General features: G+C 69.7%; 5 protein-coding genes. 3 read left to right on the top strand and 2 right to left on the bottom strand.

The window, feature by feature from the left end; translation table 11 throughout:
- Positions 1-128: 128 nt before the first annotated feature.
- Complete coding sequence (locus C666_RS19410; protein WP_004347922.1) at positions 129-962, bottom strand: U32 family peptidase; 834 nt, start codon at positions 960-962, stop codon at positions 129-131.
- Between the two features lie 331 nt (positions 963-1,293).
- On the opposite strand from C666_RS19410, the gene C666_RS18485 reads away from it, so the two are divergent.
- Positions 1,294-2,364, top strand: a complete 1,071-nt coding sequence (locus C666_RS18485) for a helix-turn-helix domain-containing protein (RefSeq protein WP_004347920.1) — start codon at positions 1,294-1,296, stop codon at positions 2,362-2,364.
- A 44-nt stretch (positions 2,365-2,408) separates the two neighbouring features.
- Here C666_RS18485 and C666_RS18480 read toward each other — a convergent pair whose 3' ends face one another.
- Positions 2,409-3,272, bottom strand: coding sequence for a DMT family transporter (locus C666_RS18480; RefSeq protein ID WP_004347919.1), 864 nt, complete (start codon positions 3,270-3,272; stop codon positions 2,409-2,411).
- A gap of 161 nt (positions 3,273-3,433) precedes the next feature.
- Here C666_RS18480 and C666_RS18475 point away from each other — a divergent pair, with 161 nt between their 5' ends.
- Together C666_RS18475 and C666_RS18470 are read left to right on the top strand one after the other, a co-directional pair.
- Positions 3,434-4,789 carry an aminotransferase-like domain-containing protein gene (locus C666_RS18475; protein WP_211206782.1) on the top strand — a complete coding sequence of 452 codons (1,356 nt, stop codon included), beginning with the start codon at positions 3,434-3,436 and terminating at the stop codon, positions 4,787-4,789.
- A gap of 131 nt (positions 4,790-4,920) precedes the next feature.
- The coding region (locus tag C666_RS18470; protein WP_004347915.1) for an Ada metal-binding domain-containing protein at positions 4,921-5,183 on the top strand (263 nt) is incomplete at its 3' end.

Below are 5,183 nucleotides of genomic sequence, written 5' to 3'. Positions count from 1 at the left end.
TTGTCGTACTTCGCCTTGTACTGGATCGGCGCGCCAGAATGGCCAGGGTGTGCGTAAAGCATCGGGTGTCTCCTGATGGAAGTGATGGGGGTGGTTGGACGAATATGTCGGGGAAAAGAGGGCGCCTGCTATCCGGGCGCCCCTGGATCGTGGCGCAGGTGCCCGGCCCGGCCGGGCTGCGCCGCTGCCCGCGCGAGCCGGATGACGCGTTCATCGCCTTCGCCCGCCTCGGCGCGGCCGAGGACGGCCTTGGCCATGCGCACGCTGGCGAGCTTGACGGCCGTGGGCGACTCGGCGCTGGCGATCCTCACAACGGCGACCCCTCCGCCCAGCAGGCTTGGCAGGGCATGCGGCCCGAGAAGGCGGCCGGCCGTTTCGCCATGCCGCCTGCCGTGGCGGGGGGAGGCCATGCCCGGGGAGGCCGCGCGCCGCGGCGGGTGCGGCAGGCCGCCGTGGTGGATGAAGGCTTCGATTTCGAGGCCTGGCACCTCGGCGGCGATTGCGCATGCGTCGTCCAGCGTCGCGTCCCGCGGCAAGGCCAGCCGCGGCACGCCAAGCTCCCGATACAGCAGCGCGGCGCCGCGCATGCGGCGGTTTCCGGAGGCGTCGGCGTGGATGCGCGACAGCGGTACGTGCCGGAACAGCTCGCCGATCAGGCCGAGGCCGGAGACGATCAGCGCGTCACCCCCCATCCCCAGGAAGGACTCCGCGATCGAGAGGGTGGCGGCGAGCCGTTCGCCAGCGTCACCCCGTGGATTCAGGGCCAGCGAGATCGTCGCCCCGTGGCGGTGCGCGGCGCCGATGGCGTGCAGGAGCGCCCGCGGGTCGTGGAAACCGCCTGGCTGGCGCGCTGCGGAACCGGCACGCGGATCCGGGCCGAAGCCGCAATGGAGTTCTCCGGCTCCGGCGCGTGCCAGGACTTCGGCCTCTTCGACGCTTGCGATGGGTACGGCAATTTTCATGTTGTCTCCCGATGCCGGCCCGTTCGATGCGGGCCGGGTCGTTGCGGGCGGGAGCGGTCCGGCCGAGGGGCCGGCGCGTTCCCGCCGCGATGCGACTGCCGGATGCATGTTAGGGCGCAGGAAGGAGCGGGGCGTATCGTGAAACGGCCAGAGTGCCCGGGCCGCGCTATCAAGAATCGGCCAGACGCCGAAGCGGGGCGCCGCTTGCTCTTGCGACGCCCCGAGCACGGACCTAATCTTGAAAAAGCCGGCGGAATAACCGCCCCCTGGCGAGTGAACTCGCGTACCGGAGGCCGCATCCATGCGGCGGCGCTTGAGGAGACGAATCCAGATGATGAACACTGGCCTGCCCCCGGGCCAGGCGGCATCGCGCCGGCCGACCGAGCGATGTTCCGTCATCCCCACCGATGATCCCTGTGTGCATGCGGCCAGCCTTCGCGACTGGATGCAGGACTACCTGCAGCTGTCGGCGGGGCGCTTTCTCGGCGAGATCATCGAAACGACGATCGGCCCGATCCAGATCTTCCGCGAGACGATCTGGCAGTGCGTGGACGAGAAGGCCAACCCGCGGCGCAACAGCTACACGGTCGGCGTGCCGGTCTACATGGAGGAGGGCGGCTACTGGCAGGGCTATCGCGTGGCACGCGATTCACTGATGATGCTGCGCCCCAACGAGGAACTGCATTTCCGCACGCCGAAGAAGTCGACGATCCTGGTCGTGGTCATCGACCGCGACGTGTTCGATGCCTTCGCGCGCGATACCACGGGGCGCGACGCGCCATTGCCGATCTCGGGTTCATGCACGCGCGAGCTGCCGGAGGCGGTCGCCCGCCCCTTGCGGGTGTCGCTGAAGGAAGTGCTGTCGTCGGCGGTATCGACGCCGGAGGTGCTGGAGCACGAAGGCTCGATGAAGGCGATGGTCGAGACCATCCTGAGCGCCGTGCTGCACGCGGTGCTGGCATGTTCGGCGGAAAGCGAGGCGGCACGCAGCAGCCATTTCGTGCAGCGTGCGATCGTCGAGCGTGCCCGGCAATACGTCCTGGCCAACCGCGAGAGCCCGCCGACGGTCACCGAGCTGAGCGCCTGGCTCAAGATGAGCCGGCGGGGGCTGCATCACGCCTTCATGAACGTGCTGGGCATCAACGTCGTCACCTTCCTGCGCTACGTCAGGCTGCACGGGGCGAGAAAGGACCTGCTGCTGGCAGGCCCCGAGGATTCGGTGAACGGGATCGCGTGCAAATGGGGCTTCTGGCACATGGGCATGTTCTCCGCCTACTACAAGGCCTTGTTCGGCGAGCTGCCGTCCGCGACCTTGCGCAAGACATCCTGTATTTCCACCACGCCGGGGCACTGGATGGGCGCGGCGCGCCCTGGCGCGGGCCAGGCGATCCAGTTGCCTTAGCGCGCTCGCGGCTGCCATGGCGGCAGGCCGCTCCGCATGGCGTCTCAGGCGGAGAAGCGCCTCGCGCCCGCCACGCACGCGACCGCGCCCAGCGTCACTCCCAGCATCGTCCAGCTCACCGTTTCGTGCAGGAACAGCGCCGCCAGGCCGAGCCCGAAAAAGGGCTGCAGCAATTGCAGCTGGCCGACTGCCGCGATGCCGCCCCGCGCCAGGCCGTGGTACCAGAACACGAACCCCAGCAGCATGCTGAACAGCGAGACGTAGGCAAGCCCGAGCCATGCCGGCACCGCCACGCCCTGGAAGGACGGCGGCATGGTGAGCAGGGCGCCCGGGAGCATGGCCGGCAAGGCCAGTACCAGCGCCCAACTGATGACCTGCCAGCCGCCGAGGCGGCGCGCAAGGCGCCCGCCTTCCGCATAGCCGAGGCCGCAGGCGACGATGGCGGCGAACATCAGCGCATTGCCTGCGGGCGAGGCGTCGATGCCGCCGCGGGCAGCGTATCCCGCGACCAGGGCGGTGCCGAGCAGGGAGAAAAGCCAGAACGCCGGCCGCGGACGCTCGCCGCCGCGCACCACGCCGAAAACGGCGGTGCATGCTGGCAGCAGCCCGACGAAGACGATCGAATGCGCCGCGGGCACGTACTGCAGCGCCAGCGCGGTCAGCAGCGGGAAGCCCAGCACCACGCCGAGGGCGACGATGAGCAGTGCGGGCGTGTCGGCCGAGGCCGGGCGGGGTTGCCGCAGCCCGAGCAGCAACGCCAGCCCCAGCAAGGCTGCGATGCTTGCCCGTGCGCAGGTAAGGAAGATGGGATCGAAATCCGTGACCGCGGCGCGCGTGGCCGGCAGCGAGCCGGCGAAGATGACGACGCCGATGAATCCGCTTATCCAGCCGCTTGCCGTTCTGGCCATGACTTCTCTCCGTCGGGAACGTGTGCAGTAGACCACCGGGTCGAGAGGCAGGCCATGAACGGTGCAGTACAATTCAAAAGAACTGTAATGTCATTGATGGCCATACGGTTTGGCTGGAGGGGGTTTCGATGGGGCAGGGCGGAACGCGGATAGAGGCGGTCATGGCGGTCGTCCGGGCAAGGATCGCAGCGCGCAGCTACCTGCCGGGCATGCGCCTGCCGTCGGTGCGCGCACAGGCGAGGGCCATGGGGTTCTCGGTCTCGACCGTGGTCGAGGCCTATGAGCGCCTGGCCGCGGAAGGGGCCATCCGCGCCCGGCCGGGTTCGGGGTTCTATGTTTGCGGGCCGCTTGCCCCGCTGGCCTTGTCGGAGATCGGCCCCCGGCTCGAGCGGGCGGTCGATCCGTTGTGGATTTCGCGTCAGGCGCTGGAAGCCCCGCCGGCGATGCTCAAGCCCGGCTGCGGCTGGCTGCCCGCTTCCTGGCTGTACGAGGACGGGATGCGGCGGGCGCTGCGCGCGGTCGCGCGGGCCGATGCCGAGGTCCTCGCCGATTACGCCACGCCGCTGGGTTTGCCGGCACTGCGCCAGTTTCTGGCCCGGCGCATGGCGGGCATGGGCATCGAGGCATCGCCCGAGCAGATCATGCTGGCCGAATCCGGCACCCAGGCCATCGACCTGGTGTGCCGGTTCCTGCTGGAGCCGGGCGACACCGTGCTGGTGGACGACCCCTGCTACTTCAATTTCCATGCGCTGCTGCGGGCGCATCGCGTACAGGCCGTGGGCGTGCCCTTTACCCGGAACGGGTCGGACCTCGCGGCCTTCGAGGCCGCCCTGCGGGCGCACTCGCCCCGGCTCTACATCACCAATTCCGGCATCCACAATCCCACCGGGGCGGTGCGCTCGCCGGTCAATGCGCACCGGCTGCTGCAACTGGCGGAGGCGGGCGGGCTGGTGATCGTCGAGGACGACATCTTCGCGGACTTCGAATTCCACCCGGCGCCGAGGCTGGCGGCCTTCGACGGGCTGTCGCGCGTGATCCATATCGGCAGCTTCTCCAAGACCGTCTCGGCCTCGCTGCGCTGCGGCTTCATCGCCGCGCGCGCCGACTGGATCGACAGCCTGGCAGATCTCAAGATCGCGACCGGCTTCGGCAGCAGCCGGCTGGCCTCCGCCGTACTGCTCGCCGCCCTGACCGACAGCGGCTACCGCAAGCACATGGAGGCCGTGCGCGTCCGTCTGGCGGGGGCGATGGAGCGGACCGTCGCCCGCCTCGAGGCGATCGGCGTGCAGCCGTGGCTGGTGCCGCGGGCGGGCATGTTCGTCTGGTGCCGCCTGCCCGGCGCGGCCAGCGCCACGGAGGTCGCCCGTGCGTGCCTCGAGGAAGGGGTGGTGATGGCACCCGGCAGCGCCTTCAGCCAGTCGCCCGAGGCGAGCGGCTTTCTGCGCTTCAACGCCGCGCAGTCGGACGACCGCCGGGTGTTCGACGTCCTGGCGCGGGCCTTGCGGCACGGGCGATAGCGCGTGATGCGCTCATCATGCTTGCACGCTCCGTGCCGCCGTGGTCTTGATTCGAGCGCAAGATTCGGAGTGTCCGCTGATCGATCGGAGCTTAAGCTTGCGCCGTGATCAAGCTTTGCAGGACATCAGCCATGAGCGCGAGTCTCCGGGTGCCATCGCCCTATGCAACCGATGAACTGCGCTGGCGAGCGGTGCAGGCGCGCGACGCCGGCGCCGACGGGTATTTCGTCTACGCCGTGCGCACCACCGGTGTGTATTGCCGGCCCAGCGCCTCGGCCCGCCTGCCCCGGCGCGAGAACGTGGAATTCTTCGACTCGGCCGCAGCCGCCGAGGCGGCGGGCTACCGCGCCAGCCGCCGCACCGGGGGCGACCGGACCGCCGCCGCGGCCGAGCG

The organism is Thauera linaloolentis 47Lol = DSM 12138 (assembly GCF_000310205.1).
In the GTDB taxonomy this organism is placed as follows: Bacteria; Pseudomonadota; Gammaproteobacteria; order Burkholderiales; family Rhodocyclaceae; genus Thauera; species Thauera linaloolentis.
Note: the sequence above shows the minus strand (reverse complement) of the source record. Positions and strands in the feature narration are given on the sequence as shown.

What these genes read in the sequence shown, in the direction of transcription:
- C666_RS19410 (WP_004347922.1), bottom strand. Translation starts at nt 962, where the DNA reads ATGAAAATTGCCGTACCCATCGCAAGCGTCGAAGAGGCCGAAGTCCTG.
- C666_RS18485 (WP_004347920.1), top strand. Translation starts at nt 1,294, where the DNA reads ATGATGAACACTGGCCTGCCCCCGGGCCAGGCGGCATCGCGCCGGCCG.
- C666_RS18480 (WP_004347919.1), bottom strand. Translation starts at nt 3,272, where the DNA reads ATGGCCAGAACGGCAAGCGGCTGGATAAGCGGATTCATCGGCGTCGTC.
- C666_RS18475 (WP_211206782.1), top strand. Translation starts at nt 3,434, where the DNA reads ATGGCGGTCGTCCGGGCAAGGATCGCAGCGCGCAGCTACCTGCCGGGC.